The sequence below is a fragment of the Lacticaseibacillus camelliae DSM 22697 = JCM 13995 genome, from assembly GCF_001311195.1.
GTDB classification, from domain to species: domain Bacteria; phylum Bacillota; class Bacilli; order Lactobacillales; family Lactobacillaceae; genus Lacticaseibacillus; species Lacticaseibacillus camelliae.
This window is the reverse complement of the sequence record NZ_BBAJ01000003.1, coordinates 1-25496: the sequence shown is the minus strand read 5'-3', so window position 1 is coordinate 25496 and position 25496 is coordinate 1. Positions and strand designations below refer to the sequence as shown.

The window sequence follows — 25496 nt, the reverse complement described above, 5'->3', positions numbered from 1 at the left end:
AGTCAGGCTAGTTGACCTTTTCGAATTCGGCCCGCATCTGGCCGATTTGCGCCTTGTCGCCGGAGAAAATAATGTGATCGCCCAGATGCAGCTGGGTGTCGCCGTGCGGGGCGATAAAGTGGTCCCCGCGGAAGATCTGGCTGATGGTGATGTCGTTGACGTATGGCAGGTTCTTGACCTCCAAGCCGGCAAAGCGCCGGTTGTTGACAACAATTTCGAAAATCCCGGCCGTGGTATCCTGCAGGATCTTCAGGGTCGATGGGGTTTCAATCAGGCTGCGCAGCATCGCGATGTTGGTCTCAAACGTGTTGTAGACTTCGACGCCTTGGGCCGCGAGTTCGTCATAGCGCGCATCGGTGGCGTTTTTGGCGTCAAAACGGGCGATGATACGTGGGACCTTGGCGGCCAGCGCGAGTTCCGCGACCGCAAAATTTTTGTCCTCATCAAAATGCGCGAGAACGATGATATCGGCGTCAAACACCTCAGCAGCTTGCAGTGTCGGTGCGGTCACGTCGCTCAACAGCGTGACCGGCGCCTCGGAGTTATAAGTCTTGAACTTGACGGGGTCATCTGTGTAAAGCTGCACGTCATACAAGCCTTTGGAGAGCTGCTGAACGATTGGCACCGTCATGAGATTAGCACCGATGATGTGGACACGCGTCTTTTTGATGTCATCTTTTTCCGCAACGTAGAAGGTATTAAACAGGATCGGACTGACGATACAGGTGATGACAGCGGCCAGCGTGAAAGCGGCGCTTTGGGTACTGCTGATGATGCCGAGGCTTTTGCCCACCGACAGTGCCGGAATGACCAACGTGATCGTGGTCGAGGTCAGAAGTGTGCCGGCAAGCGCGTTGTGCTTGCGAAAACGGGTCAATAGCAGCGGCAGGAGCAGCGCCTTGGCGGCGAAAAAGCCGACCAGCAGCACTGGGATCAGCGCCAGGCTTGCAGGGTCTTTGAACATCGCGCGCAGGTTCATGTTGGCGCCGGTCATGATGAAGAAAATGGGGATGAAGAAGCCGTAGCCGATGCTGGTCAGTTTGTCTTCGGTTTCCTCGCGCGGCCGCAGCAGCTTCATGACCATGCCGGCGAGAAAGGCGCCCAGGATGTTCTCGGCGCCGACGGACTCGGCGATGGTGACCAGTGTCACGATCAGAAAAAAAAGGCGAGGCGAATGTCCAGCTGCGTGGTGCTTTTATCAATTTCCGCAAACCATTGGTAAGGCTTGCGGAACCGCAGCAGCAGGAAGATGGCCGCCAAGAAAATTAGCAGGAGCAGCCAGACGCTGCGCGAAGACGTTCCGTTGATGTTCTGGTAAACCGTCAGGGCAATCAGCGGCAGGACTTCGCCCAGCGCCGCCAGCAGTAACATGGTTTGGCCAAAGGGCTTGCTCAGGAGCTCCTTTTCCTTCAGTGCGGCGATGACGACGCCTAGCGCGACGGTGGCAAAGATAATGGCCGCGAACACGATGTGCGAATATAGCCAATCAGGTCGAGCACCCAGGCGACAAGCAGCGCCATGACGACAATGCTGCCGTAACTCAAAAAGGCGAGCGGTGCGACGCGATTTTACCGTCGCGGTGCTTTTGGGGTTTGAACAGCGAAAAATCGATCTCCATCCCGGATAGGAAAATCAGGACAATGACGCCTAGGGTGCGCAGCTCTTCAAGCACGTCATTGCTGATGACCCAGCCCAGCAGGCTCTTGCCCAAAATGATGCCGACGATGATTTCGGCGACCGCGGTGGGAAGACTGTGAATGTTGAACTTGGCCATCAGAAGCGGTGTGAGCAGCGCCGCAAACAGGACGACGAGTAATGAAATACTTTGCATGGCGGACCTCCAGCAACCCGAATTTGTGACCATTTTACCGCAAGTGAGGGGCGTTTGCGTCCCGCCTACCAGCCGGGCTTCGGTTAATTAAAAAAAATTATGTGAAAGCGGTTGACGTTTCATGAGCGAGGCCTTAGACTCGCAGTAACAAAATAATTCGTCCTAAACCGTTGAAGTGGAGATCAAGATTGTCGTGCACGCACAGAGAGCGACCGCAGCTGAGAGTGTCGTCGAACGCAGGCAGTTAAATGGACCACTGAGGGACAGACCAAAAGCCAGAGCGTAGGTGCCGCAATTCCGTTGCGGCACCGGGGCTTGAAGGCAAGTCAGTCTGTACGTGAGGTATACGTCAGTTACCGGAAGGGTGTTGGCCCTTCGTCAAGGGGCGCGCTGTTTGTGCAGCGCGCAATTAAGGTGGCACCGCGGAGTCAATCCGTCCTTAATCAGTCATGTCGGCTGGTTTGGGGCGGATTTTTTGTTGGCAAATATTTTCCAACAAAAAGGAGAGATTCACATGGCACAACAAGACATACATTTTGGGCAGTACGGCGGTCAGTTCGTCCCTGAGGCGCTGATGCCGGAGCTGCTGAAGCTGAACGAGGCGTTTCAGGCCTGCAAAACGGATGAGAACTTCCAAAAGGAGTTTCACCGGCTGCTGAACGATTACGCCGGTCGGCCCAGCCTGCTGTATTATGCGCGGCGCATGACTGAAGACATCGGTGGGGCCAAGATTTACCTGAAGCGCGAGGACTTAAACCACACCGGCGCCCACAAGATCAATAACGTCATCGGGCAGGCCCTTTTGGCCAAACAACTGGGCAAGACGCGGCTGATTGCTGAAACTGGCGCGGGCCAGCACGGCGTGGCCACGGCCACCATTGCTGCCCTGTTCGGCATGAAGTGTGAGATTTTCATGGGCAAAGAAGATACCGAGCGACAAAAGCTGAACGTGTTTCGGATGGAGCTGCTCGGCGCCAAAGTGGTGCCTGTCACTGATGGTCAAGGCCTGCTGAAGGATGCCGTCAACGCCGCGCTGGCTGACTGGTCGCAGCACACCCAGGACACCTTCTACGTGATTGGCTCGGCGGTTGGCCCGGCGCCATACCCGGCCATGGTCCACGAATTTCAAAGCGTGATCTCGACCGAGTCCAAAGAGCAGATTCTTAAGGCGGAAGGCCGCCTGCCAGATGCCATTGTGGCCTGCTGCGGCGGGGGGTCCAATGCAATCGGCAGTTTTGCCGCCTATCTGGACGACCCCGAGGTCAAGCTGTACGGCGCCGAGGCCAGCGGCCAGGGCCTGGCTTCCGGTAAAACCGCCGCCACGCTGGAGCTCGGTTCCGACGGGATCTTCCACGGCATGGCTTCCAAGTTCCTGCAGGATAAGGACGGTCAAATCGCGAAGGTCTACTCGATCTCAGCTGGCCTTGACTATCCGGGCATCGGGCCTGAGCACGCTGCGCTGCAGGCGAGCGGTCGCGCCACTTACGTTGGCATTACCGACGAGGAGGCGGTGCAGGCGTTTGAGTACATCGCGCAAAAGGAAGGTATTATCGCGGCCATCGAAAGCTCACACGCAGTGGCTTACACTCGTAAGCTGGCTAAGACCATGAGCCAGACCAAATCATTATTTGCACGTTGTCGGGCCGCGGCGACAAAGACGTTGCCCAGGTCGCAGATTATCGGGGGGTCAATCTCAATGACTAACATGACAGAAATTTTCAAGCAAAAAGCAGTGATCCCGTTTCAAGTCATCGGTGATCCTGACGTGAAAACCACCGTCGCGAATGTCGTCGCTGAAGCGGCAGCCGGGGCACCACTGATCGAATTGGCGCTGCCGTTTTCCGACCCGGTCGCAGATGGGCCAGCAGTCAAGGCTGCCAATTTGCGCGCCCTAGATGGTGGAATCAGCATCCCCGAAGCGTTTGACGCCATTGCTGCGATTCGGGCGCAAACGGCTGTTCCAATCGTGCTGGTGACCTATACCAACATTGCCTTTGTGTATGGGTTTGAGGCCTTTGCCAACAAGGCAGCGGGGCTCAACGTTGCCGGGGTGATTGTACCCGACATGCCGCACGAAGAGGCACACCTGTTTGCGCCGTTTCTCGCCAAGGCGGGGGTCGACTTCATCACAATCGTCGGCCCGGCCAGTCCGGACCGCACTGCCACCGTGGTCGAGCCGGCCGTTGGCTTTTTGACCCTGTTTCCTGCACTGCCTGAACCACTGCTGGGCCAAGAACTGGGGGCGGTCCACGCGGCGTCTGCCCTGCCCATTGTGATCAATACCGCTAGTGATGATCCGGATACCATCAAGACCCTGGCGCAAAAGGTCGCCGGGGTGCAGCTGACAGAGGCGTTCGTTGGCTTGACCGAGCCGGCCGAGGTGACGGCACGCACCATTAAGTATTTGAACGCTGTCAAGTAGCAGCGCTGATCCAGCCATGACCGCCTCTAACACTAGACGTTCATCTTCACCAATCATCAAATAAGGAAGTCGACGCGTCAGTCGGCTTCCTTTTTTTTATTGGCGTTAACTCAGTAAAAATCTGCTTGGGGCCAGGGGGGTGAGGGGCTGTTTTCATTGCAGTGGCGCCGTGCGAGTGGTATGATTGTTCAACGATTATTTTACCTTAAGGGGGCCCTTGCGTGGCAGATCAGAAACAGCTCGAACAGGCGCATCTTGATCACACAATGAAGGAATTGGCAGCGGCGGACACCAGGCTGAGTGCGGAGGTTGCACGGACAAAGGCCGAGGAAACCAACCTGAACAAGAACTTCTTTGCCGATACCAAGATCAACCTGACGAACGATGCCGAGACCATCGAAACTGCGGCCAGCATTCAACAGCAGCAGCAGATGCTCGATGAACGCAGCAATGCCTGGAAGCAGTCGACCCTGCAGCTGGCGACAGTGCGGCGGCTCAAGAAGAGCCCGTACTTTGCGCGAATCGATTTTCAAGAGGGCCAGGAGAAGCCCGAGACCATATACATCGGCCTGGGCTCCTTCACGAACGCCGCGGGTAAGTTTGAAATTTACGACTGGCGCGCGCCGATTTCATCTATCTATTACGATGGTGGGTTGGGTCACGTTACTTACCAGACGCCGGACGGGCCGCAAACCGTGGACGTTTCCTTGAAGCGCCAGTTCGTGATCGCGGATGGCAAGATCCAAACCATGTTTGACACCACGGAAACCATCGGCGACCAGATGCTGCTGGAGGTCCTGAACGAAAAGTCGGACACCCAGATGAAGAGCATTGTCACCACCATTCAGCGCGAGCAGAACCAGATCATCCGCGACACCACGGCAGATCTGCTGTTCGTGCAAGGGGCGGCCGGTTCTGGGAAAACATCCGCAGTATTGCAGCGTGTGGCTTACCTGCTGTACCGGTATCGTGGCAACCTGTCATCCAGCCAAGTGATAATGTTTTCGCCGAACCAGTTGTTCTCCGACTACATCGGCAATGTGCTGCCGGAGCTGGGTGAGCAGAACATGGTACAGTTCACGTTTTATCAGTACGTGACGCGCCGTGTGCCGAACATTGAGGTCCAGGACCTGTTTTCGCAGTTTGAGGCGAAGCTGACGCCGAGCCAGAAGAAAATTGAGACGCTCAAGGCGAGCCTGGCCTTTTTTCAGGCGACCAGCAAGTACACGGCGTCCCTTGAACAATCTGGTATGCGTTTCCGCGACATCCGGTTCCGCGACAAGGTCTTCATTTCCCGTAAGCGGATCGAGGACATTTTCTATTCCTACAACGAAAACTACCACTTGGGTAACCGACTGGACGCGACTAAAAACCGGCTGATTTCCATGCTGAACCGCAAAGTCAAAAGTGAAATGAAGGCGGACTGGGTCCAAGACACGGTCCAGAACCTGTCGCAGGAACAGCTGCGCGACCTGCAGCAAGACGGCCCGCAGGAGTTCAAGGACAGCGACGCCGAGTACAGCTTCTTCGCGCGCAAAATCGTCATTCAGGCCTTTGGCGAGATTCAGCAGGCCATTGTGCGCAACCACTTTCTGAATGTGCGCGGCCAGTACGTGAACTTCCTGCGTGAGCTGCCACACTACCTGGACCTCAGTCAGTTTGACCTGACCGAAAGCGAATGGGCGGCCGAGGTCGACCACTTCGTCACCGAGTTCAAGGCGCGACGGCTGGCAATCGCAGACGCCACCCCATACATCTACTTGTACGATTTGATGACCGGCCGGCACGGCGAGCGGGAGATGCGCTATGTCTTCATCGACGAGATCCAGGACTACACACCGTATCAGCTGGCGTACCTGCAGCGGAGCTTCCCGAAGGCCAAGTTCACGCTACTCGGTGATTTGAACCAGGCCATTTTCACCAAGGAGAACTCGCACTCGCTGATCGCCGACGTGTCCAAGCTGTTCGACCCGGAGAAAACGCGCGTGGTCCAGCTGACCCGCTCGTACCGTTCGACCAAGCAGGTCACCGAGTTCACCAAGGCCATTTTGAAGTCTGGTCAGAAAATCGAAGCCTTCGATCGTCAGGGACCGTTGCCCGTGGTGTACGTGCGCCAGGACGAGGCGGCGCTGATCAACGCGTTGCAGGACCAGATCAAGATCGATAACGCCGCCAAGCAGACGACGGCCATCATCGCCAAGACCCTTGAAGAGGCCGAAAAGCTGCATCATACGTTGCTCGACCAAGGGGTCCAAACGACCTTGATCCGTTCCGAAAATCAGCGGCTTGCCGCCGGTGTCATCATTGTCCCGTCATACTTGGCCAAAGGGCTCGAGTTTGATGCGGTCGTGCTGTGGCAGGCGAATGCGGCGATGTTCCACCACGAAGACGAGCGGGAGCTGCTGTACACGATCGCCAGCCGCGCGATGCACCGCCTGACGATTTTTGCCAGTCCGGCATTGTCACCACTGCTTGCCGACGTGCCGATGGATCTTTACGAAACGAAGTGATCCTGCATGAAAATGTCTGAAACGATTTCTACCACGACCCACCGGATCTTTGAGGGCCAGATGAACGAGCACGGCAGTCTCTTTGGCGGTCAAACGCTGGAGTGGCTGGACGAAACTGCCAGCATCTCCGCGCACCGCTTTGCGCGCAGCCACATGGTCACGGGCTCGCTGGACCGGATGGTGTACGTGAGCCCTGTGCAGATTGGTCACGCGTTGACCTACGAAAGTTTTGTCACCGGGTATGGTCACCGGTCGATCGAAGTGTTCACGCGCATGGTGGGTGAGGACTTGGACACTGGCGAGCAGTACCTGGCCGCGTGGAGCCTGATGACTTTTGTCGTGGAAAAAGGGAGCCAGCTGCCGACCCTTGAGGCGGATACGCCGCTGGGGCAGCAGCTTCAGGCGGGTTACGCAGCGCGGACCGCTGCCAATAAAGCCGCCCGAGCGGCGATGCCCGAGATCCCGATTGACTAATTTTGATGGCACCAACAACGGTTTTGGCCATAGCAACGTGTTCCTCATTTTGAGGGCACGTTTTTTTTGTTTTCGTTGGCTTCAATACGACACGATGACACGTTCACAACCCATTTTGACGGATGAGAACGGGTGTGCTAAGACGTATGTGAGCGCTATCACAACCTTTAAAAGCGCAATTTAAAGTCAGGGGGATTTTCGCTATGATATTAGTCACAGGTGCTGCGGGCAATGCCGGTTCCGTAATGGTTAAGGGACTAGTTGACCGCGGGTTTGATGTTGTTGCAACAGATATTAATCCTAAGGTGAAGGACTTGCCAGGAATCAAGAAGGCCATGGTCGGCGATCTCGGCGATTTGGCTTTCCAAAAGGAGTTGATCGCTAACGCGGACCAAATCGTCTACATTCCACCCATTTACAATGCGCAGGATGATCAGGTCGCAAACTCATTCATTGATTTGGCAGCGAAGGCGAAAGTCAAACAGTTCGTGCTGATTTCCGTGATTCACTCGATTTTGAGCACACTGCTTCAGCACACGACTAAGCGGAAGATCGAGGAGCACCTACTGTACACGGCGATGAGCACCGGCATGCCATACACGATTCTCAAGCCGACGCACTACATGTACAATTTCCCGCCGCAACTGGTCATGAAGACGAACGAGTACGACATGTTTTTCCCAGTTGACAAGAAGCTGGTGGCTTGGGTCGATCCGGCTGATGTCGCGGAAGTGCTGGCCAAGGTGGTTGGCGATCCCGAGAAGTACAACAAGGCCGACTACGAACTGGTTGGCACCGGGCTGATCTCCAACCAGGAGTGCGTTGACATGTTCAACGAGGTCACTGGCAAGGACGCCAAGGCCGTTTACGTCCCAATCGAAAAGTTCCTCGATATGATGCACATTAACGACATCGTTTCACGTAATGGCCTGACTCACCTGGCCGACACCTACACGAACTGGGGCCTGGATGGCAATACCAGCGTGCTGGAGTGGCTGCTCGGCCGCAAGCCGACGACCTTCAAGCAGTACTTGAAGCGGGAATTAGATCTGTAAGGTTACTACTCGCTAAAGCGGTCTTTTTCAAAGGCCGCGGGTTAAATCACTAGCCAACTCGTTGGCTAATCATCAAAAGCTTCGGAATGTGGGAATGACCACAGGCCGAGGCTTTTTTTATTGGGTGAATACACTCTTTATTCTGCGGCAGAGACTGATGCTTAACCACAAGGTGAGCGGGTGTTGATTAAGCCTTAGAACGCTGATAAATTTTCATTCCTGTTAGGTTAGCTGACAAGAGGCCTTGAGCTGATCCAGCATATCGTTTAAGATGCACAGGGAGAATGCATGACGAGAAAACAGGAGGGTGTCGAATTGGCTGTGGATATCGACTGGAATGGTCTAGGCTTTAACTACATGGAATTGCCTTACCGCTACGAGGCGCACTATCAAGATGGCGCGTGGGATCAGGGCGGCCTGGTGCAGGGTAATGAGCTGACACTGAACGTGGGTAGCCCGGCGCTGCATTACGGCCAGTCCGCTTTTGAAGGAATGAAGGCCTACCGCACCAAAAGCGGGGAGATTCAGCTGTTTCGGCCGGACCTAAACGCGCAGCGGCTCCACGATTCTGCCGAAAAGCTGCTGATGCCGCCGCTGAGTCAGACGCAATTCCTGGATGCTGCCAAGCAAGTCGTCGCTGCCAATGCGGATTACGTGCCGCCGTACGGCACCGGCGCCACGCTGTACCTGCGGCCACTGCTGCTTGGGGTGGGCCCAAACATCGGGGTCGCGCCGGCCAAGGAGTACTTATTCACGATCTTCGCCATGCCGGTGGGCGCTTACTACAAGGGCGGGATGGTCCCAACTAAGTTTATGGTCGCCAACCACGCCGATCGCGCTGCCCATTACGGCACCGGCCAAAGCAAGGTCGGCGGCAACTATGCCGCTAGCTTGCAGGCGGGCAAGTACGCGCACGAACACGGCTACGGTGATGCCATTTACCTCGACCCAATCGAACACAAGTACATCGAAGAGGTCGGAAGTGCCAATTTCTTTGGCATTACCAAGGATGAGAAGAAGTTTCTGACCCCGAAGTCGCCGTCGATTTTGCCAAGTATCACACGGCGGTCACTGCTGGCGCTGGCGCGTGATCGGTTCGGGCTCGATGCCGAGGAGACGCGCATTTCCATTGACAGCTTGGATCAATTCGGCGAGGCCGGGGCGTGCGGAACGGCCGCGGTGATCACCCCGATTGCCAGCATCACCTACAACGGTCAAGTTCACCAGTTCGGCGATGGTGGCATCGGGCCAATGACCCACAAGCTTTACGATGAATTGACCGGGATTCAGTTCGGCGACCGAGAAGCGCCGGCCGGCTGGACCGTGCCGGTTTCGCTGGATTAGCAGTGAAAAAAAGACGCACCAACGCCGCAGCAACGTTAACGCTGCCAAGCGTGATGCGTCTTTTTGATTGCTACTGAGCCTTGCGCATGCCGGCTGCCGGGTAGACTTCGCAGTCGCTGGTTTGCTGTTCGGCGAGGTCGTGCAGGGCCTGCATTGCGGTGTCGCACATATTACGGACCGCAGTTTCCGTGTAGTAGGCGATGTGCGGCGACAGGATGACGTTGGGCATTGCGAGCAGCGCCTGCCACTGCGGGTCGGTAAAGCGGCCGTGTTCAGCCAGGGCCAGCAGGTCCTCGGTTTCGTGCTCAAAAGTGTCGATGCCGACGCCGCCAAGTTGGCCGGTGCGCAAGGCGGCAAGCATTGCGCTGGTGTCGATCAGGTTCGCCGGCCGGTGTTGATCAGCAGCGCGCCAGGCTTCATCGTGGCAATGGCCGCTTCGTCGATCAGGTGGGTGTTTTCAGGGGTGCCGGGAATGTGAAGGGTCACAATGTCGCTTTCGTGGAGCAACTGCTGAAAGGTGACCGGTTCAAAAATCAGGTGGGGGTCGCTTGGCGGGTGCGGGTCAAAGGCCAAGACCTTTGCGCCAATGCCGTTTAAAATGGCGATCAAGGTGCGACCGATGCGGCCGGTCCCGATGACGCCGACCTTGGTGTGACGCAGCTCGCGGCCAATGTGCGTCGTCGCGGTTTGGTAGTGATTTTGGTGCAAATCGCGTTGCACGAGTCCGGTTTGGCGCAGCAAGTAAAGCATGTCCGTCAACGCAAATTCCGCGATGGCGTTGGGGGAGTATGCGGGGACATTGGTCACGTGAATGCAATAGTGCTGCGCGGCGCCAAAGTCGACATTATCGACCCGGTGTTTCGCAGTGCTAACGCGTTGATGCCCAGTTTGCGCATGGTCTTGAAAACGGCGGCTTCGTAAGGCACCGTTTGGAAACAACTGATACCTGCGCTGCCTGCCGCTTTGGCCACTGTGTCAGGCGTCAGCAGCGCAGACGTTTGCACGAGGTCGTCGCCATGCTGCCGTGCCCATCGTTCGAGGTGCTGGCGCTCGTCCGGCCGCACCCCGAAGGCGGTAATTTTCATGAGGAATGACTTCCTTCCGGGTTGGGATAGAAACCTCAGTTTATCAGGTTCAAGCCAGAAAATGGAAGCGGCAACACTTGGCCTTTGACAATTCTTTGAATTATTTTGCATCAGGGTAAAAAAACTGCCGCCACGCCTGTGAAGTGACCCAGTCGCGCGGGCAGCTTGATTAATCCCCAAGCAGCGTCGTGCCGGCATGCAACTCGGCCGGCAGGACATATTGCGATTCGAGAGTGGCATTCTTATCTTCGATGCGGGTCGTCAGTAAGTCGATCATCAGCTTACTGAGGGCGGAGATCGGCTGAACAATCGTGGCGAGCCCGGGGTGGGTCGTTCTGACTGCCGCCGTCCCATCGTAGCCAATGAGTTTGAGTTGACCGGGGATGGCCACTTTTTGGTTCTGGCGATTTCCTCAATCATCAAGGCGGTGAGATCATCGGTGGCAAACACCGCCTCCGGTCGTTGCGTCTGAATCAATTGCTGAAGTCGCACCCACTTGAGTTGCGCTGACATGCTGAAGGGTAACTCCAGGACGTGCGGTGTTAGAGCACTTTGGCGCATGACCGCCTGATAACCGCGCAGCCGTTCATTGGTCGGGCTAAGTGGTCGATTAGCGCCAGTCACGATCCAGATGTTTCGAGCGCCGGTTTTGACCAGTGCATTGGTCGCCAGGCGGCCCCCCTCGAAGTTGTCCGAGGAGACGATTGGAATCGTGGTGCCGAGGTGGCGGTCAAATGCAATGACTGGGGCAGCAATTGCCTCGTATTCTTTGATGGTCAGGTTGTGGGTGCCAGAGATGATCCCATCGACTTGGTTTGCGAGTAGCATTCGAACATAAGCGGCCTCTTTCTCCGCGTTGTTTGCGGAGTTACAGAGAATCACCCGGTACCCCTGATCAAACAGCTGATTCTCCAGGCATTGAACTAAGTCGCCGAAGAACGGGTTGCTAACGCCAGGAAAAATCAGGCCGATCAGCTTGGTGCGCTTACCTTGCAGCGAGCGGGCCAGCGAATTTGGCTGGTAATTTAGTTCTTTCATCGCGCTCTGGACTTTGGTTCGCGTTTTGGCAGAAATTGCCCCGTAATTATTGATCACGCGCGATACCGTCGTAATCGACACGCCGGCCAGTGCCGCGACATCCGCTAATTTTGCCATTGGCTGCTCCTTTAACTCATATTATTCAGACGACGACCAGTGGCGGCCGTCACTAAGCCAGTATCTGCGGTCATGCGCCATGGTGCGCTGACCTGAGGAAAAATCCGACCAGAGGCGAAGTGCTGGCCATTCGCCACCGACAGCTCAAAACTAGAATGATCCAGCCACAATTGGAGCCGCTGAGGCCCGGCAGCGAGCGGCACCGTTCGCTTTGTACCGTACTGCAAGGCGAAAGGCACGCCGGTTTCAGTCCGGTCAATGGTCAGCGCCTGGGCTGCCGAATCGATGGTTAAGCTCAGGCTCTCTTGCGCGTTGCCAAGCCGGATCTGACCGCTGCGGTGCGCGGCAGTGGTCAGCGTGATCACTTCCTGCAGGTTTAGTTTATCATGCAGCGGCGCGAACGGGGGCCCAAGCAGCGGCTCATCGATTGGTACCTGGTGAAGGCGGCCATTTCGAATCCCCAATCGGCGCGCGAGACTATAGCATCCCTGCCAGCCTCCTGGTCGCTGGGATAGGAGAGGTCGGGCAGGCCCATCCAGGCAATCATTAAAGCCTCCCCGTTCGGTCTATTTACCACATGGCCGGCGTAGGCATCAAAACCTTCATCCAGCAAGCGCAGGGGACTAGGAACAATCAAAGCCGCGTTTTGCCAGTCAATGCCGGCGGCCACCACCACCGTGTTGGGATAAACATTCTGGTACGCGCAGTCGCGTTGCGCCATGCCTTGAGGACAAAACAGCAATGCGACTTGGCCGTCAACGAAAGCGAGATTGGGACACTCGATCATTTCTCCCAGTGTGGTCCGGCCAAAATCAAGGGGGCCGATGAGCTGCCAGGGGCCGGTGGGGGCAGCAGCCGTATACAAAAGAATCTGTCCTTGCTTATCTGCACGTTGAGCGCCAATCAACGCGTAGTAGGTGCCATTGTGTTCAATGAGCTGAGGATCGCGAAAATGCGAGGTGTAGCCGGCTGGCGGCTCTGCGATCAATGGCTCAGCCAGCTCGGTGATGTGCCCGGACCGCTCCATCCAAGCGCCAAGCTGCGTGGTGCGGCGGCCGCCGTCCGCGGTTCTCACGTTACCGGTGTACATCATGAATAACCGGTCTTTGACTGGTAGCGCCGAGCCTGAGTAGACGCCATTAGTCGTGTAAGGGGAGTGGGGGTGAAGCGCGGTCCCCTGATCTTGCCAGTGCGCGAGATCGTTGCTGGTCAAGTGGCCCCAAGATTTGAGCCCATGCACTGGCCCAAATGGGAATTGCTGTTTAAACAGGTGCCACTGATTGGCGAAGTAGGCAAAACCGTTGGGATCGTTGATCAAGCCACTTCTCGGTTGAATGTGGTAGCCTAAGCGCCACCGTGAACGCTGCTGCTGGGCCTCAAGGGTGGCCAAGTAGGCTGGTGAGTAATTTTGATAAGGGGTGGAGCGCAGGTCAGAGTTCCCTTCAAGCACGTGATCACCTCCTGATTGACAAACGTTTACATGACTATTTTAGCATGATTTACGCATGCTATTGCAAGAAATGCTAAACGTTTGACAATTCGTTTTGGAGGCGATTACACTTAACCTATGCTCAACCAGTAAGCAAAAAAGAAATGGGGGAATTATCATGGATCATCGTCAAGCGGCCAAGGATATTCTGGCTGAGATCGGCGAACATAATATTGTGGCAGCTGCCCATTGTGCCACCCGGCTGCGGTTAGTCGTGAAAGACGAAAGTAAAATCGATCAGCAGGCCTTGGACGCCAATCCGGCAGTGAAAGGCACGTTCCGGGTGAACGGTCAGTATCAAATCATTATTGGCCCTGGGGACGTCGACAAAGTGTACGCTGAACTGATCAAGTTGACCGGTCTCAAGGAGGCCACAACCGACGATTTGAAGGCTGTTGCCGCCAATGGCAAAAAGGCCAATCCGTTGATGGCGTTAGTCAAAGTCCTGTCTGATATTTTTGTTCCGCTGATTCCGGCTTTAGTCGCTGGCGGGCTGCTCATGGCCGTCAACAATGTGCTGACGTCACCGGGGCTGTTCAGTGCTAAGTCATTGGTCGATATGTATCCCGGTATCAGTGGCATTGCCGGCATGATCAACACCTTCGCCTCTGCGCCGTTTGCGTTTCTGCCAATTCTTCTCGGCTTCTCCGCCGCTCGGCGCTTTGGGGGCAACGCTTTCCTGGGCGCGACCATGGGGATGATCATGGTGATGCCGTCGCTGGTTAACGGCTATGATGTGGCCAACGCGCTGGCCACCGGGAAGATGACTTACTGGAACATTTTTGGCTGGAACATTGCGAGGCTGGTTATCAGGGTCAGGTGCTGCCGGTGTTAGTGGCCGTCCTGATCTTGGCAGTGGTGGAAAAATGGCTGCACGGCAAGATGCCGGCAACTTTGGATTTCATCTTCACGCCGATGATCAGTATTATCTTCACGGCGTTCATCACGTTCGCGTTTGTCGGGCCAGTGCTGCGCCTGGTTGGCGACGGCCTCACCAACGGCTTGGTGGCGCTGTATGATGCGTCCGGGTTCATTGGATCAACGGTGTTCGGCCTAGTGTATTCCCCAATTGTGATCACCGGGCTCCATCAGAGCTTCCCGGCCATTGAGACCCAGCTGCTGGCGGACATTGCCAAAACGGGCGGGGACTTTTTCTTCCCCATTGCCTCGATGGCCAACGCAGCGCAAGGGGCTGCCTGTCTGGCCATCTTCTTCCTGACCAAGGACAAGAAGGAAAAAGGGCTCGCGTCATCCTCCGGCGTTTCTGCACTGTTGGGCATTACGGAACCGGCGATTTTCGGGGTCAACCTGAAGAAGCGCTACCCGTTCTTCATTGCGCTGATCGGCAGTGCGGTGGGTTGCTTTATCGTTGGGCTGTTCGGTATTCGCTCCAGTGCGTTAGGGGCGGCCGGCGTGATCGGGTTCATCTCCTTCCCTGTTGAGTACTACGGGCCGTTCTTCTTGGCCATTGCGCTGAGCATTGCGGTGGCGTTCACTGGTACGTACGTTTACGGTCGAAGGTTAGCAGTAGGACAGTCGGATGAGCCAGTGCAAGCCCCAACGGATCCCGCCGCTCCAGCTGTCAGCGACGGAATGATCATGGCCCCAGTGTCTGGCCTGCCGGTGAGTCTGAAGGCCGTGAAGGACCAAGTCTTCGCCACAGAAATGATGGGCAAGGGCGCGGCCATTACGCCCACCGACAATATGATTTATGCGCCTGTCACCGGGACCATTACCGTCGCCGATTCGACGATGCACGCCTATGGGATCAAGGCAGATGACGGTGCGGAGGTCCTTATCCATCTGGGGATCGACACCGTTAAACTCAATGGTCAGTATTTTAGCAGTCGGGTCATGCCCGGCCAGCGGGTTCAGGTCGGCGATGTGCTGGGAACTGCGGACTTTGCTGCAATCAAAGCGGCGGGGTACGATGCCACCGTGATGGTCGTCGTCACCAACACACCAGCGTTTGGCGAGGTGGCCCCGATTGAGTCCGCACAGGTTGAGCACGATCAGCCGCTGGTGACACTGACTCAATCCCCAGGTAAGCAGCCAGCTGCCGCGCTGTGAGTCCAAGCCATTAACTAAGCCACGCGCAACTTCGGTCCTTCTGGAGTCGCGCGTGGCTTTTGCGTGTGAACGTGCGCATGCGATGGATACAGTTGGTATTCGCCAAAGGGAAGGGCTAAAGTGAAGGCAAACAGATTGTTCCACGGAGGTTTGCGATGCCAAAAGATTGTCTGATTTGCCAGAGAATTGCCGCCATTCGCCAGAATGAGAACCCATACTTAGTGCGAGAGCTTGCCACCGGCTATGTGGTGCTGGCGGACAGCCAGTACTTTGAGGGCTACACGTTGTTTTTAGCCAAGGGCCACGTCACGGAACTGCATGAGTTGGCCCCCAAGACCAAGTTGGTGTTTCTCGAGGAGATGAGCTTGGTGGCAGAGGCCTGCAGTCAGGCATTTCATGCCGACAAGATGAACATCGAGCTGCTTGGCAACGGGGATGCCCATGTGCACTGGCACCTTTTTCCGCGTCATGCCGGGGACACGGCCAAGCCCGGTCCAGTGTGGTGGACCCCGATGGAACAACTTTACGGTGATGACGTGGCAGCCGACCCAGTGTGGCTTGGCAAACTGAAAGCCGCACTGAACCAGGCACTTGACGCGGTTCTGCTTACACGTGTCGGTGAGCTTGGTGCAGTGCACGACTTGACGCTGAGCGACACCGCCCGGAGCGGTCAGGCCGGCCAACAGCCGACGGACTGAGGCTTTTTCACTTGTAAGGCCCACAAGCCGTCGCGAAAGCGCTAAACTAGACAGTAAATCAGTATCAAGGAGTCGTTATGGAATCAGAAATGAATTACTACAAGTTCAGCCGTGCGGAATGGGCGAACTTTCACGCGCACAACTTTGCCTCGGTTACCGATGAAGAGTTGGCGCAGTTGCGTTCGCTGAACGATGTCATCAGCATGGACGACGTGAAGACGATTTACTCGCCGTTGCGGCACCTGATTCACATTCGGTACAAGGATTACCAAGACGACGAGCGCACGCTGGCCCAGTTTCTAAGTCTGTCCTACCACAGCCATCCGTTCATCATTGGCATTTGCGGCTCGGTGGCCGTGGGCAAAAGCACAACGGCGCGGCTGCTGCAGCTGCTGCTTTCGCGCGCGTATCCGGATAGACGCATTCAGATGATCACCACTGACGGTTTTCTCTACTCGAACGCCGAACTGGAAAAGCGTGGTATTCTGGACCGCAAAGGGTTTCCGGAAAGTTACGACATGGACCTGCTGATCCATTTTCTCAACAACGTTAAGAATAACAACGGGATCGTGCGGGCGCCGAAGTACAGTCATCAGATCTATGACATCGTGCCGGGTGAGGAAGAGGTCATCGACCACCCGGACATCCTGATTGTTGAAGGCATCAACGTCTTGCAGCTGCCGAGCCAGCAGCCGATTTACATCAGCGACTACTTTGACTTTTCGATTTATGTCGATGCCGACCCCAAAAACATTGAGCAGTGGTACTTGGAGCGGTTCGGCATGCTGCTGGACACGGCGTTCACCGATCCGACCAACTACTATTACCAGTATGCGATCGGCAACCGCGACGATGCGTTTAAAATGGCCAAAGAGGTTTGGCGCGACGTCAACCTCAAGAACCTGAACGAGTACATTCTGCCGACCAAAAATCGGGCGGACGTGATTCTCCACAAAACCGCGAATCATTTGATCGATCAGGTCGCGCTGCGCAAGTTCAATTGATGAGGTTCTTCTCATTGAAAATTGACCAGCGCGCGAATTTTCCGTATAGTAGTAACAATTCAAAAACAAGGGAGTGTGGGCACACTTGGCAAACCAGGGCCAGGATTATGACAAGATCATCGTCCTTGATTATGGGAGTCAGTACAATCAGCTGATCACGCGGCGCATCCGCGAGTTCGGGGTCTATTCCGAACTCAAACCGCATACCATCACCGCGGCGGAAGTCCGCAAAATTGCGCCAAAAGGCATCATTTTCTCCGGCGGGCCAAACTCGGTCTACGACGACGGCGCACTGGGCGTGGACAACGAGATTTTTGAACTCGGCATTCCGATCCTTGGCGTCTGCTACGGCATGCAGCTGATGGCGCAACGTCTCGGTGGCGACGTCGAACCGGCTGACAACCGCGAATACGGCAAGGTCGATATTACCGTGACGGACAAAACCGCCAAGCTTTTCCAAGATTTACCGGACAAGCAGACGGTGTGGATGAGTCACGGCGACTTAGTGCAAAAGGCGCCGGCCGGATTCCGCGTGACTGCGACCTCACACAACTGCCCAATTTCTGCGATGGACGACGATGCGCGCAAGTTTTACGGCATCCAGTTCCACGCCGAAGTTCAAAACACCAAGTACGGCCATGAGATCCTGCACCATTTTGCCTTTGACGTTTGCGGTGCCAAGGCCAACTGGAACATGGGTGACTTCATCGATGATCAAATCGCGTCGATTCGCGCCGAAGTCGGGGATAAGCAAGTCCTGCTCGGCCTGTCCGGCGGCGTCGACAGCTCAGTGGTGGCCGCGTTGCTGCACAAGGCCATCGGCGAACAGCTGACCTGCATTTTTGTGGATCACGGCCTGCTGCGCAAGAACGAAGCCGACCAGGTGATGGAAAGCCTCAATGGTCGTCTCGGTGTGAAAATCATCAAGGTCAACGCGCTGATCGCTTCTTGGGTGACCTCAAAGGGGTCACCGATCCCGAGCAAAAGCGTAAGATTATCGGTCGCGACTTCATCGAGGTCTTCAACGACGAAGCGCGCAAGCTGCACGGCATCGAGTACCTGGCCCAGGGAACACTGTACACTGACGTGGTCGAGTCCGGCACTGACACGGCGCAGACCATCAAGTCTCACCACAACGTCGGCGGCCTGCCAAAGGATCTGAAGTTCAAGCTGATCGAGCCGCTGAACAAGCTGTTTAAGGATGAGGCCCGCGAGTTGGGCGAACGCCTCGGCTTGCCGCATGACTTGGTCTGGCGTCAGCCGTTCCCAGGCCCAGGGTTAGGTATCCGTGTTCTCGGCGAAGTCACCAAGGACAAGCTGGAAATCGTTCGCGAATCCGACTGGGTCCTGCGCGATGAAATCGCCAAGCCGGCCTGCAAGAGAAAATCTGGCAGTACTTCACCGTCCTGCCTGGTTTCCGTTCTGTCGGCGTGATGGGAGATGGCCGGACGTACGACTACACCATTGCCATTCGTGCCATCACCTCAATTGATGGTATGACGGCAGACTTTGCGCGCATCGACTGGGACGTGTTGCAAAAGATCTCGGCCCGTATCGTCAACGAGGTCGCTCACGTTAATCGCGTGGTCTACGACATCACCTCGAAGCCGCCGGCAACCGTCGAGTGGGAATAGACAGAATCGGCTTATAAATGCCGGTATATCAACGTTTTGATGACTGCCTAACCCGTTCGTGCAACTATCGTGCAACTTCTGGTGCAAGTCCAGCGGTAACACCGTTGTTTTGAACCTGCGCCACGTCTGATTTAGCGGTCGAAATTTCGACTAGACCATTCAGCCGTTTGGCGGCCTCAAAGTTCATATTCGGATATAAGTGCCCGTAAGTTCCGAGCGTCGTCTGAATATCTTCGTGGCCGAGGCGTTCTTTAATCACCAGTGGGTTCTCACCCAGACTGATCAATAACGAAGCATGTGAATGCCGTAAAGCATGAACGCGGATGCGATGAACTCCTGCCAGAGCTGCATGCCGTTTAATGATTCGCATGACCAGATCGCGGCGAGTAGGAACGCCGTTGAACGATAGAACAAAATCAGTTTTACACTCAAGCGCTTGTGTTTTCTTCCAATCGGAGAGAAGCTCAAGCGTTTTTGCGTCCAGTGGAATCGTGCGATTGCTGGCTTTGGTCTTCGGTGTGGAGAAGGAGTAGTTCGTGTAGCTGCGTAACCACAGCGTCTTGTTGATCCGAACTGTGCCTTCCTCAAAGTCGATGTCGTCCCACTGCAGGGCGGTTGCTTCACCGATGCGCATGCCAGTCATAAACAGAAACCACAGGGTGAAGAAGCAGAAGTGCTGGTAGAAGTCTTCGATATAGAAGGTCTTGATGACCGCCTCGAATTCTTCCTTCGTCCAGAAATCCACTTGGTTTTTCACTTTCTTAACGTTGCCGACAGTCTTAGTGGGGTTCTCGTTCATGAAGCCAAGCACAATAGCTCGTTGGAAGACGCGTGATAGCATGCATTGGACTAAGCGGGTGTAGCTTTTACTTACTTGACAGGTCATTTGGTTCTGCCATTTCTGTATGTCCACCGGCTTGATCTTGTCCATGTACATGTGCTCAAACATCTTGAAGTGCTTCAAACTGGAACGCCGACTGTCGTAGGTCTGTGGCTTCACTTGATTCTTGTACCACGGAAGAAAGAATTCTTCCCAGAATTGTTTGAATTGAATGTGTTGTTGGTCACGTTCCGCGACAACTTCCTCTACACTGCCACCGACCATTTCCTTGTAGGCTTTGCGTGCATCACGACGTGTCGTGAAGCCACCAACCTGCTTCTGGATCTTCTCGCCTGTTTTAGGGTCAACACCGAGGTAGGCGCGGAAGTAGAAAGTACCATTCTTGCGTGTTTTGATTGGGTCTGTTGTTGTAGCCATGTTTTATTTCTCCTTTGGTGCTTCGGAGTGCATGGTTTTGGCGAGTTCCGCAACGTGCGAGTGCTAATTTGGAGACCCAGTATTTCTTCAACAGCAGTTACCGGTACGCGTCCGAGCTTCGGGCTTTTGTAGTAGGGAACACCTTTACGTACCATCAGCAGCTTAGCGCGTCTAATAATGTCCTGTGCGCGTGAGGCACCATACCCAAGAGCAACCAGTTCGTGTTTCGTCATCGTGATCACGTGAACCATATTCTTCTCCTTTCCGGGGAGCACGGATCGTACCGATGCTCCAGTCTACCATCCAAAAGTTACTTGCAACAATACCTGGTGCAAAAAAACAATACGTGTTTCGTCATCATTCAGCCCGGTTCCAACCGGCTATCGAGGATCTTAAATAGAGCCTCTCTCCCTTGTTTCGTCAGGGTGACGTGCAAGTATCCGGCTCACTGGGTTAGTCGCTCGCTCGTGAGAGGTCGTGGCGTTTTGGGGCCTTCGTTGCTGAATGATGGTATTCAGTTGTCAAAGAACGTTGGCGGGAAAATAAAAACCCGCTTCGTATATACAGACAATGAAAGCGGGTCGAAATGAAAGAAATGGCAAAAAAAAGATTATGTTTTTTTTCTGACCGGTTTTTTTTGAAGATATTGCAAGGTGTTTCTCAACATCGAAACACTTTGCAATGTAGATCAGTTTGATTTGAAGCTCTTGCCTCAAATCCGGATCAATATGCCGTTGCCCGTATCTGGCCTCGTAGTCAATATCACGACCAAATAATTCAAGCAAGAGCGTAATAGCGTCGTTGTCCTCCTCCTGAACTGCTAAAATAACCGGTACTAGGTTATCGATCTCTGAGTAATGCATCGAATACCTCCGCATCCATTACAGATTTGTGTATGCTACCCGAATTCGTTCTAGTGCACGCTGACGCCGATAATTTACTCCTTGACTTGTTTTGCCACTACGGTTGCCAATTTCGACGTCGTTGAGTTCGCCATAATAATATTGATACAAGACCGTTTTATCCGTTGAAGAAAGTGTGGAAACTGCTCTTGATAACTTCTCACTTTCGATGAAATCTTCAAGATGCTCGATTTCCTCATTGGTCAACCTGAATTCATCGAGATGATAGGGATCTTCGATTTCTTCCAGTAGCCAGGCCTCCAGTGGTGTTTCCTTGATTCGCCGAAGAGAGGCCTTATACCGATTGATTCGTTCATTTTTGAGGGCTTGTTGTACATAGCGAATAAACATTCGTGTCACTTCTTGCTCACTACTCATTGGGTTATCCTCCTCGTTTGATTTATTGGGCTACATAATTCCAGACAATTTTTTTCGGTCGCTTATGAAAGCGATTCCCAAATATTTCTTTGACGAATTACCTGATGGAGAATTGCTGCACGAAAAAAGAATCGACCGGTAGCAGTGAATGCATACAGGTCGATTCTTGATCGATAGCTTATGAGATAAGTGTTTTGAGCTGTCCGTGGGAGAGATCCTTATCGAGAGGATGGTTGTCGTTCGGAAACAACCCGGTAGTAGATATTTCCGGTCAGTTTGTAGACAAGAACGTATACTAGCGCCAGAATGGCCAATGTGATCAGCGAGACATTGAGGAAGAAGTGCCAGTTTGTGAGACCGAAGACGTGTAGTAGACGCTGAACAAAGGGTAATGCAACGCCTACGTGGATGATCGCAACTAGCAGGGGCAAATACCTAGATTGCAATAATAAAGTTACCACCTAGAAAGAGGCTTGCTCACTGCTTGAACTGGGGTTTGCCAACGGAGACATTTTCTAGGTTTGTTATTGATAAGCGCTGTGGCTTGTTGAATATCGGTCTCTGAAACCTGATCAAACTGTGTTCCCTTCGGGAAATAGTAGCGAAGTTCTCGATTGAACCGTTCATTTGTGCCCCGTTCATTCGGGTGATAGGCGTGGCAAAAGTAAACCGGTATCCGATAGCGCTTTGTAAGCGCCTGATCGCAGGAAAACTCTTTACCGTGATCAACCGTCACTGATCGAACCGGACCCGGAAAGTCCACCATCAGTCTTGCAAATCCCTTAAGAACAGCATTTTGTGATAAGTTTTCAAGCTTAGTTGTCGCCATTAAACGTGTCACCCGATCGACAATGGTCAAAACAGCAGCCTTTGACCCGCGACCACCGCGAACTGTATCCATCTCTAAATGTCCTTTTTCGGTTCGCCGATTAGCTGACTCACTGCGAATCTCAATTGAGGTGCCTACTGCTTGGTTATAGCGCGACCGAAGGTCTTGTCTTCTTTTATGACGTTTACCGTGATCAAAGAGTTGGCTTGGCTGAAAATCGACTTGTCTTTGATAAATCCAGTGGTAAATCGTGTGTGGCGCACAGTGAACGGCATAACCGACCATTTCAGGGGACCAACCTAGGTTTAGCTTCTCAGTTACCATCCGCTTCAACTTAGGCGTTAAAATCGAGTGCCGACCACAACGATGCCGACAAGTATCGGCATGATCCTGAGCTATAATGGCGCAGTAATCACCTTCAGGGCAACGGTGAAGCTCATGCCTAATAGAAATACGAGAGCGGCCTAAGGTCGCGGCGATGTATTGAATCGTGTGGTGTTGCATCAGTTCTATCTGAGATCGTTCAATTAAGGTTATAATGGCCATGGGACCTGTCCTTCTCTCTAGATGGTATGTTATGCAAACACCATTTTAGCAAGAACGGACAGGTCTTTTTTTCACATTTTCTGGGTGGTAACTTTAATTATGCAATCTAGGATAGAACACCGTCAATAATTGGCTGTTAATTGTTCGGCGAACTTCTCGTCTAGATAGTGACTGTCTAAAAATCTAAGTAGTCAAGCATGTCAACCAATAAGTTCATTATTTCGTTATACTGAATCCATATAAATTCACCGATCTGACGTGTTTTCCTTGCACTTCTTAAAAAAATTCTCGAAGGCTATCTTATGGCATATCGTCACAGTCCACTTCAACTCTCATTTGCATCATTTGGTGCCGCTTTGAGCACACCGCTTAGCTCGGACAACGAATGGGTTCAATTGGCGGACATCATGCCGTGGAAAGCTCTTGATGAGGCATACCAATTAGAGTTCACCAAGAATACCGGCCGGGCAGCGAAGCCTTTTCGCTTACTATACGGCGCTAGTTTGATCCCGCAGCGGATGGGCTTGACTGACCGTGGTGTCGTTGCGGCAATTTGCGATACGCCAGCGCTCCAATACTTCGTGGGTCTTTCTGAGTACAAAGCCGTCGCACCATTCAGCTATTCAAGTTTGACACATTTTCGCAAGCGAAGCGCCGATATCTCGGCGCTGATTACCGACATCATCAACGATACTGTGCGCGCTAAGATTGAAGCGCTGGTGCCATTTAAGGTCGACACCGTGATCACCGATGCGACGGCAGTTCCTATCAAGATTAAATATCCTCAAGACACTGTGCTACTCAATCAAGCCAGACTTAACCGGCCGGATTGGCTGAATCACACCAGACCCAAAATTGATCAATCAACGGCTTGAGCTCCGCCTGCCGATGTCGCAGGCGTTCCTCTGCAGTTAGGTTCTTCCATTGCTCCTCGAGCTTGAACATCTTGTTCAGTAGCTCCAAGGGTATCGTTGAACGAAACTGTTCCTTGACCTTTACGGCATCATCATAAAACTTTCGCCGCACATGTGCCCAGCACCCCACTCTCGTGACGCAATCACCCAAACTGTTATAGGCTGAATAACCATCGCACTGAAGTACACCAGTGAATCCGGTATAAATGTGCTGGGCAAACTTAACAGACCACGTATCACCATACCCTAGTGGCCTTGCTTATAAGAGAATTGCTATACAAATTTGTTCAATTTTCATTCATGAAAATTAGTAAAAATATACCCCAAGAGCTTATATATCTCCCAATCTTAAATTATTAATATCTTGAGATTTGTGTACTTTAACATACTTTGTTAAGTCATGAATAGGAATAAGCAGCTCATTTGCATCTATAGAATCATCTAAAGCCAATCCCACTCTATATTCTCGTTGATCCTCGAAATAAGCGGGTTTAACTAAGTAGAGAAAATGTAATATACTTTGTAACGAGGTATCAGTTATTGAGGATCGACTGATCATTTTTGTATCATTGTTGATGAAGATCCCGTTGATCTTTGATATATTATTTTCCTCGTATAGCTCAGCTTTTTTTGTAATCCTCGTCATTTAGATAATTCACAACTTTTGCAAATAGTCCGGATCCTTTCAGGCTATTGTCTTTCAAGTAATCTCCAACTTGTTTACATAACTCATTCAGTAATTTTGGACTGTTTTTTGCGCTAATGGTTATAAACGGCCTATTAACTTTATTACCATTTTTATCTAAATTTCCCTTTTTTTAATTTTTCTACGATGTTAGGATCCAAAAAGCCATCTTTAAAATCCTTATCGCTTAGCATTGTAAAGCAGGAAACAAAACAGCAATGCCTTAGCAAACTCCAATTTTTAGCTTTTCCCTCTGAATCATCAAATTTTAGATTAGGGGGCACAGTACCAGTAACCATCTTTTCAGCTTTTCTATAGCATAGAACGTCTTTTAAATAGAGATCAGTTTGTAGATAGTTGTTTGCAATAACATCATTAGGTACAAACTGCAATAAAGCAGGTGCAACCATTTTAAACGTCCCCTTTAAATTATTTCTACGTCAAATAAATATTAACACTCCGCCTAGATTGTTGTTACTACTGGTTTATCTGTATAATGGATTGAGTAGAGAAGTTAAGGCGGCGGCTATTTCCAATCGGAGGTGGTGCTTATGGTGTTAAACCTTTAAAGCCCATAAATCCTAACGAAAGGAGTAGCCTAAGTGTCCCGTGTCGGACGCTTTACAATTAATGTTGGCTTTCGGTACTTTTATCGTACCCCAGTTATTTTTTTGCTTTATCGCCCTTACTTTTAGTCAAATATAGAACATAAAAATAAGCTTCCATAATTGTACGACTAATTAGTAGCTGTTGAACTAGGCCGCCATATCTTCGAGCCCTGTAGTAAATTTGTACCGTATTTGGTAGGTCACGTCTTCAAATTCTGCCAAAATCAAAATTGGTATCGCAAATACCCGCATCAGGGCCAACACATTGCTCAAGACAACAGCTTCATCAATCTTTACAACTAGTGATTCCGCAGTTCGACTGTTCACCAAATCAAGCCCCACTGAGCCTTTCATAAAGGCAAACCGGCACTCAATGGCGCCACGACGATTCTCGGCGTCGGTATCTTTGCGACGTTGGTTCGCATCGATATGTTTTGGGTGGCGACCCAGTTTGGGACCATAGATCTTGATACCTAGGTCCTTGCACAATTTCAAGTTCGCCCGATTACGATATAGCGTGTCTGCGAGTACTTCATCTGGGTAATCACCGTGTCGGTCGTAGTAGTGATCTAATGTTGCTGCGAAATCTTGGCCTTCGAAAAGGG

General features: G+C 53.0%; 18 protein-coding genes and 9 pseudogenes. 12 read left to right on the top strand and 15 right to left on the bottom strand.

What is annotated here, in order from left to right; translation table 11 throughout:
* Nucleotides 1–7: 7 nt before the first annotated feature.
* Nucleotides 8–1831: pseudogene (locus JCM13995_RS00935) on the bottom strand (monovalent cation:proton antiporter family protein).
* Nucleotides 1832–2345: 514 nt separating this feature from the next.
* Between JCM13995_RS00935 and trpB the strand changes: the two are divergent.
* From trpB to JCM13995_RS00900, 6 genes and pseudogenes are all read left to right on the top strand, one after another.
* Nucleotides 2346–3535, top strand: a pseudogene (trpB, locus tag JCM13995_RS00925) (tryptophan synthase subunit beta).
* Nucleotides 3528–4253, top strand: coding sequence for a tryptophan synthase subunit alpha (trpA, locus tag JCM13995_RS00920; RefSeq protein ID WP_054661565.1), 726 nt, complete (start codon nucleotides 3528–3530; stop codon nucleotides 4251–4253). The pseudogene trpB and the gene trpA overlap by 8 nt, the downstream one beginning before the upstream one ends.
* A gap of 221 nt (nucleotides 4254–4474) precedes the next feature.
* Entirely contained in the window at nucleotides 4475–6763 is a 2289-nt protein-coding gene (gene helD / locus JCM13995_RS00915) for an RNA polymerase recycling motor HelD (RefSeq protein ID WP_054661562.1), read from the top strand.
* Nucleotides 6764–6769: 6 nt separating this feature from the next.
* Complete coding sequence (locus tag JCM13995_RS00910; RefSeq protein ID WP_054661559.1) at nucleotides 6770–7237, top strand: acyl-CoA thioesterase; 468 nt, start codon at nucleotides 6770–6772, stop codon at nucleotides 7235–7237.
* 203 nt (nucleotides 7238–7440) lie between these two features.
* On the top strand, nucleotides 7441–8292 hold the full coding sequence (locus JCM13995_RS00905) for an SDR family oxidoreductase (protein ID WP_054661556.1): 852 nt from the start codon (nucleotides 7441–7443) through the stop codon (nucleotides 8290–8292).
* Nucleotides 8293–8607: 315 nt separating this feature from the next.
* Nucleotides 8608–9636 (top strand): branched-chain amino acid aminotransferase, encoded by a 1029-nt coding sequence (locus JCM13995_RS00900; RefSeq protein ID WP_082397651.1) that lies wholly within the window; start codon nucleotides 8608–8610, stop codon nucleotides 9634–9636.
* A gap of 70 nt (nucleotides 9637–9706) precedes the next feature.
* On the opposite strand, the gene JCM13995_RS17320 is transcribed toward JCM13995_RS00900, so the two are convergent.
* From JCM13995_RS17320 to JCM13995_RS00880, 5 genes and pseudogenes are all read right to left on the bottom strand, one after another.
* Nucleotides 9707–9997, bottom strand: a complete 291-nt coding sequence (locus JCM13995_RS17320) for an NAD(P)-dependent oxidoreductase (RefSeq protein ID WP_305068810.1) — start codon at nucleotides 9995–9997, stop codon at nucleotides 9707–9709.
* A 14-nt stretch (nucleotides 9998–10011) separates the two neighbouring features.
* Nucleotides 10012–10575 (bottom strand): NAD(P)-dependent oxidoreductase, encoded by a 564-nt coding sequence (locus tag JCM13995_RS17315; protein ID WP_305068809.1) that lies wholly within the window; start codon nucleotides 10573–10575, stop codon nucleotides 10012–10014.
* Nucleotides 10576–10890: 315 nt separating this feature from the next.
* A pseudogene (locus JCM13995_RS00890) lies at nucleotides 10891–11876 on the bottom strand (LacI family DNA-binding transcriptional regulator).
* Nucleotides 11877–11887: 11 nt separating this feature from the next.
* Nucleotides 11888–12241 carry a GH32 C-terminal domain-containing protein gene (locus JCM13995_RS00885; RefSeq protein ID WP_054661550.1) on the bottom strand — a complete coding sequence of 118 codons (354 nt, stop codon included), beginning with the start codon at nucleotides 12239–12241 and terminating at the stop codon, nucleotides 11888–11890.
* An 11-nt stretch (nucleotides 12242–12252) separates the two neighbouring features.
* Entirely contained in the window at nucleotides 12253–13326 is a 1074-nt protein-coding gene (locus tag JCM13995_RS00880) for a glycoside hydrolase family 32 protein (RefSeq protein ID WP_054661547.1), read from the bottom strand.
* A 157-nt stretch (nucleotides 13327–13483) separates the two neighbouring features.
* On the opposite strand from JCM13995_RS00880, the pseudogene JCM13995_RS00875 reads away from it, so the two are divergent.
* From JCM13995_RS00875 to guaA, 4 genes and pseudogenes are all read left to right on the top strand, one after another.
* Nucleotides 13484–15435, top strand: a pseudogene (locus tag JCM13995_RS00875) (sucrose-specific PTS transporter subunit IIBC).
* A 155-nt stretch (nucleotides 15436–15590) separates the two neighbouring features.
* Nucleotides 15591–16133, top strand: coding sequence for an HIT family protein (locus JCM13995_RS00870; RefSeq protein ID WP_054661544.1), 543 nt, complete (start codon nucleotides 15591–15593; stop codon nucleotides 16131–16133).
* A 77-nt stretch (nucleotides 16134–16210) separates the two neighbouring features.
* Nucleotides 16211–17137: a type I pantothenate kinase gene (gene coaA, locus JCM13995_RS00865; protein WP_054661541.1), complete on the top strand. Its 927-nt coding sequence runs from the start codon at nucleotides 16211–16213 to the stop codon at nucleotides 17135–17137.
* Nucleotides 17138–17222: 85 nt separating this feature from the next.
* A pseudogene (gene guaA, locus JCM13995_RS00860) lies at nucleotides 17223–18771 on the top strand (glutamine-hydrolyzing GMP synthase).
* 64 nt (nucleotides 18772–18835) lie between these two features.
* Here guaA and JCM13995_RS00855 read toward each other — a convergent pair.
* The 6 genes and pseudogenes from JCM13995_RS00855 to JCM13995_RS00840 form a co-directional block, all read right to left on the bottom strand.
* Nucleotides 18836–20029 carry a site-specific integrase gene (locus JCM13995_RS00855; protein WP_054661538.1) on the bottom strand — a complete coding sequence of 398 codons (1194 nt, stop codon included), beginning with the start codon at nucleotides 20027–20029 and terminating at the stop codon, nucleotides 18836–18838.
* Between the two features lie 128 nt (nucleotides 20030–20157).
* Nucleotides 20158–20262, bottom strand: a pseudogene (locus JCM13995_RS16555) (DUF3173 family protein); the annotation flags it as partial.
* A gap of 384 nt (nucleotides 20263–20646) precedes the next feature.
* Nucleotides 20647–20892: pseudogene (locus JCM13995_RS00850) on the bottom strand (helix-turn-helix domain-containing protein); the annotation flags it as partial.
* Nucleotides 20893–20910: 18 nt separating this feature from the next.
* Complete coding sequence (locus JCM13995_RS00845) at nucleotides 20911–21309, bottom strand: RNA polymerase sigma factor (RefSeq protein ID WP_054661532.1); 399 nt, start codon at nucleotides 21307–21309, stop codon at nucleotides 20911–20913.
* 218 nt (nucleotides 21310–21527) lie between these two features.
* Nucleotides 21528–21758, bottom strand: a pseudogene (locus JCM13995_RS14810) (FtsX-like permease family protein); the annotation flags it as partial.
* A 5-nt stretch (nucleotides 21759–21763) separates the two neighbouring features.
* On the bottom strand, nucleotides 21764–22684 hold the full coding sequence (locus JCM13995_RS00840; RefSeq protein ID WP_003574021.1) for an IS30 family transposase: 921 nt from the start codon (nucleotides 22682–22684) through the stop codon (nucleotides 21764–21766).
* A 302-nt stretch (nucleotides 22685–22986) separates the two neighbouring features.
* Here JCM13995_RS00840 and JCM13995_RS00835 point away from each other — a divergent pair.
* Nucleotides 22987–23505, top strand: a pseudogene (locus JCM13995_RS00835) (transposase); the annotation flags it as partial.
* Here JCM13995_RS00835 and JCM13995_RS13540 read toward each other — a convergent pair.
* On the bottom strand, nucleotides 23501–23806 hold the full coding sequence (locus JCM13995_RS13540) for an IS66 family transposase (protein WP_082397649.1): 306 nt from the start codon (nucleotides 23804–23806) through the stop codon (nucleotides 23501–23503). The pseudogene JCM13995_RS00835 and the gene JCM13995_RS13540 overlap by 5 nt on opposite strands.
* 590 nt (nucleotides 23807–24396) lie before the next feature.
* Complete coding sequence (locus tag JCM13995_RS15345) at nucleotides 24397–24693, bottom strand: hypothetical protein (RefSeq protein WP_225350614.1); 297 nt, start codon at nucleotides 24691–24693, stop codon at nucleotides 24397–24399.
* 220 nt (nucleotides 24694–24913) lie between these two features.
* On the opposite strand from JCM13995_RS15345, the gene JCM13995_RS15340 reads away from it, so the two are divergent.
* On the top strand, nucleotides 24914–24988 hold the full coding sequence (locus tag JCM13995_RS15340) for a hypothetical protein (protein ID WP_263849528.1): 75 nt from the start codon (nucleotides 24914–24916) through the stop codon (nucleotides 24986–24988).
* Between the two features lie 50 nt (nucleotides 24989–25038).
* Here JCM13995_RS15340 and JCM13995_RS00825 read toward each other — a convergent pair.
* Nucleotides 25039–25496 (bottom strand): transposase (locus JCM13995_RS00825; protein ID WP_156314268.1); only part of this gene is annotated, 458 nt, incomplete at its 5' end.